The sequence below is a fragment of the Chamaesiphon sp. OTE_8_metabat_110 genome (assembly GCF_031382685.1).
GTDB lineage: Bacteria > Cyanobacteriota > Cyanobacteriia > Cyanobacteriales > Chamaesiphonaceae > Chamaesiphon.
Window position 1 is genome coordinate 1 of the sequence record NZ_JANMZA010000448.1, and the last position, 3,883, is coordinate 3,883.

Consider the following 3,883-nt stretch of genomic DNA (forward strand, 5'->3'; position numbering starts at 1 on the left):
CCGCTACGTTTGGCAATCCATTCAGCACGCATATTCAATTTCCTATCATAAACAGCTTCCCTCCGCTGGCATTACCCAGACTCAGGTGCAAGGGTATGTTCTCAGCCCGACTGGTTTCGGACACCCCTAGCTATAGTTGTAAATTCTAACATCTACGACTGGCTTTGGGCTAGGACGTTGCAAATTGTCTCGATCGACCTTATTCAATCTGGAGCGTGTATTTGGACGTTGGTAAATTAATAACGATCGATACTAACAAAATTTGCGAATTGATTCTCATCTAATTTCCGAGCGCCACTACCCAGCTACCCTAAGATATAATCGGTGTATTCAGGTCAAGTAAGGGAAACGCCCCATGACAATCGCCACGACAAAACGCATCACCCTAGCGGAGTATCTTACCTATGATGATGGCACGGATACTCGTTATGAGCTGGTGGATGGGGAACTAACGATCGTGTCATTAGGAACGGGCGAGCATGGCGACATTAGTGAATTCCTGAATGATGAATTTAAGGCTGAAATCAGGCGGGTAGGGCTGGATTGGATTGCTAAAGACATGAAGATTGGGATTCAGTCGCCGAGGGGTACACGCTGGGAAACTGCGCGAGTACCAGATGTTGTCGTGTTGCCTTTGGAGCAGTGGCAAAGCTTGAAAAAACGAGAATCCCTGATTCCCTTAAATGAACCGCCGCCGTTATTGGTGGTGGAAGTGGTGAGTCCCTCGACGGTACCGGTGGACTATCGGGCAAAGCATAGCGAGTATGCGGTGTTAGATATCCCTGAGTATTGGATTGTCGATCCGATCGATCTTCAGGTGACAGTTTGCGTACTCAAGGATGGAGCCTATACTGATGAAGTGTTTGTGGGCGATATGACGATCGTCTCACCGACGTTTCCAGAGTTGGGATTGAAGGCATTAGAAGTGCTCAATGCCAGCAGATAAGTTGCGATCGATTGGTAGGGGCAATGTCTTGTCTTGTCTCGCTGTCTTGTCGTTTTTTTATTCGGGGGGAACCCTAGACATAAAAACGCCGCTAAACCATCGGCAAAGCCGAGGAGCGCGAGCCGAGTTCAGCGCTAAACCTGGAAGGATACACCTCCAGAGCGCACGTCGCTTCATGAATTGCCCCTACCAGACGATCGGATGTAATCGCAACAAGGCCATCCCATCACAATTAACACTAGTTAGCAATCCCCACTAATTTACTGGGAATCAGCGGCGCAACGATCGCCGCCTGTGCCCTGTCTGATGCTAATTGTGCATACAAACTAGTCTCTCCGCTTTCAGCAGCTACTGTAATCGGTAGCGCCTCACGCAAATGCGCTGCGACAGTAACTGTGGTTCGATCGTAAGTTTGAGTAGCGAGTTTGGGATATAAACCGATGCCAATAATCGGCACCAATAAGCATAGCGCGATCGCCAATTCGCGCGGTTGGGCATCTGACGGCGGTGCGAAGGCTTCGCTCTGTGTGCCGAAGAAGACGCGGCGTAACATCGATAATAAATAAATCGGTGTAATTAGCAAGCCTACCGCTGCTAAGAAGACAATAATCAGCTTGAAACTGTTACTATAAATATCGCTAGTTGTCAAGCCCAAGAAAATCGTCAATTCGCTGACAAAGCCGCTCATTCCGGGTAACGCCAGTGACGCCATCGAGGCAAAGGTAAACAGCGCGAAAGTTGTCGGCATCGATTTGGCAATGCCACCCATCTTATCCATCGACAGAGTATGCGTGCGATCGTAAATCGTCCCAGCCAGGAAAAAGAGTACAGCGGCAATCCCGCCGTGGGAAATCATCTGGAGCATCGCACCATTAATACCCAGCGCGGTAAAAGACGAAATACCAATCAGCACGAATCCCATATGCGAGATCGATGAATATGCCAAGCGTCGCTTGAGATTGTCTTGCGAGAAGGCAGCTAAGGCACCGTAGATAATATTCACCACACCCAATACGGCAAGTACTGGTGCAAAGTACACATGAGCGTGAGGGAGCATTTCGGCATTCAACCGAATTAGGGCATAGCCGCCCATCTTCAGCAATACCCCTGCCAAAATCATCGAACCAGGTGCGGGTGCTTCACCGTGGGCATCTGGCAACCAAGTATGAAAGGGGAAGATCGGTAACTTGACACCAAAGGCAATCAACAACCCAGCGTAGGCTAACAATTCTAACCCGATCGGGTATTCCTTGAGTCCGAGGGCGGTAATATCAAACGTAACGGTATCGCCATAAAAAGCGAGCGCCAGTGCCGACAGCAGGATAAAGATCGAAGCTAGCGCCGTATAGAGAATGAACTTCGTTGCCGCATAAAACCGCTGTGCGCCACCCCAAATCGAAATAATCAGATAAACGGGAACCAGCTCCAACTCCCAGAGCATGAAGAACATCAATAAATCTTGGGCGAGGAACACCGCAATCTGTGCGCTGTACATCACCAACATCAAGCTATAAAATAGGCGCGGCTTGATCTTGATGTTCCAGGCGGCAAAGGTAGCGAGTGTAGTCACAAATCCAGTCAACACCACAAGTGGCATCGATAGTCCATCGACACCCAGCGACCAATTTAAGCCTAATTGGGGAATCCAACTGTAGCGTTCGACTAATTGTAAGCTGGGATTATTGGTGTCGTATTGCGTAGCAAATGTAAAAATAATCAAACATAATTCTGAGATCCCAGTGCCCAGTGCGTACAGCCGCACATTTTTACCGTCGGTATCGGGTAATACGGGAATAGCTAAGGCAGCTATGAGTGGGAACGCAATAATCGCAGTGAGCCAAGGAAATTCAGAGATCATAGATAGGCGATGAGGATCGAAGAGGATACTGCACTGCTAGACAATGACGATATCCGATGTATAGGTATAAATACTCATTATCTCAATGATATACCTTGTCAAGATTAGTGGCAAGTCGTAACTAAAATTTACAACTTTTAAAATACCGTTACTCTAGCGTACCCTTTTTCGATCGCATATTTGCTGTATTTACGATCGAAACGCCGCAGATCGCCGTAAGATCGGCAGTGGTTCATCTGGCTTGCACTATGTCACCATCTACCTCACTGCGCTCCCGCTCCGCAACTATTTGGCAATCGCCAACGCTGAAACTAGTTAAGATCTATGGCGGCTTGAGTGCGATCGCGTGTTTGATGTTATTTCCGTTGCTGTGGTTATTGAGTACGGCGCTCAAATCAGCAGATGAAAATATTTTTCAATCGCCACCCCAATTATTTCCCAGTCATCCGACTTTCGAGCATATTATTAGTGTCTGGCAAAGTAATGATTTCGGACACTATTTATTCAATAGTAGTGTGGTGGCGATCGCCAGTGTAATTATCAATGTGATTTTTAGTGCCCTAGCTGCTTACCCTCTAGCCAGACTAGAATTTAAAGGCAAAGAGCTGATTTTCACGATCGTCGTTTCGACGATTATGATTCCGTTTCAGATCGTGATGATTCCGCTGTATATCATCGCCGTTAACTTGGGTTTAGTGAATACTTATTTGGGCGTGATTTTACCTAATCTAGCTTCCGCTTTTGGGATCTTTTTACTCCGCCAAGCCTTCCAATCCGTCCCCAAAGAACTCGAAGAAGCGGCGCGAATGGATGGGTGCTGGGAGATTGGGATTTGGTGGAGTGTGATGTTACCTGCGATTCGTCCTTCACTCGTCACGCTGGCAATTTTTGTCTTTATCGGTGCCTGGAGTGATTTTCTATGGCCATTAATCATCCTGCAAGATGATGCTTATTACACGCTCCCGCTGGGAGTCGCCAAGTTAGCCGCTGGTGCATTTGGATTGAATTGGCGATTGGTGGCGGCAGGTGCGATAATTTCGATCGCGCCTGTATTAATCTTGTTTACGTTTGTCCAGCGG

General features: G+C 47.6%; 3 protein-coding genes and 1 riboswitch. Of the genes, 2 read left to right on the top strand and 1 reads right to left on the bottom strand.

Annotated features, from left to right (window positions below):
• Positions 1-40: 40 nt before the first annotated feature.
• A riboswitch (TPP riboswitch) is annotated at positions 41-138 on the bottom strand.
• Positions 139-355: 217 nt separating this feature from the next.
• Entirely contained in the window at positions 356-946 is a 591-nt protein-coding gene (locus RMO52_RS16530; protein ID WP_310416314.1) for a Uma2 family endonuclease, read from the top strand.
• A 238-nt stretch (positions 947-1,184) separates the two neighbouring features.
• Here RMO52_RS16530 and RMO52_RS16535 read toward each other — a convergent pair whose 3' ends face one another.
• Positions 1,185-2,804 (bottom strand): NAD(P)H-quinone oxidoreductase subunit 4, encoded by a 1,620-nt coding sequence (locus RMO52_RS16535; RefSeq protein ID WP_310416316.1) that lies wholly within the window; start codon positions 2,802-2,804, stop codon positions 1,185-1,187.
• A gap of 353 nt (positions 2,805-3,157) precedes the next feature.
• Between RMO52_RS16535 and RMO52_RS16540 the strand changes: the two genes are divergently transcribed.
• Positions 3,158-3,883 (top strand): carbohydrate ABC transporter permease (locus tag RMO52_RS16540; RefSeq protein ID WP_310416321.1); only part of this gene is annotated, 726 nt, incomplete at its 3' end.

What these genes read in the sequence shown, in the direction of transcription:
- RMO52_RS16530 (WP_310416314.1), top strand. Translation starts at nt 356, where the DNA reads ATGACAATCGCCACGACAAAACGCATCACCCTAGCGGAGTATCTTACC.
- RMO52_RS16535 (WP_310416316.1), bottom strand. Translation starts at nt 2,804, where the DNA reads ATGATCTCTGAATTTCCTTGGCTCACTGCGATTATTGCGTTCCCACTC.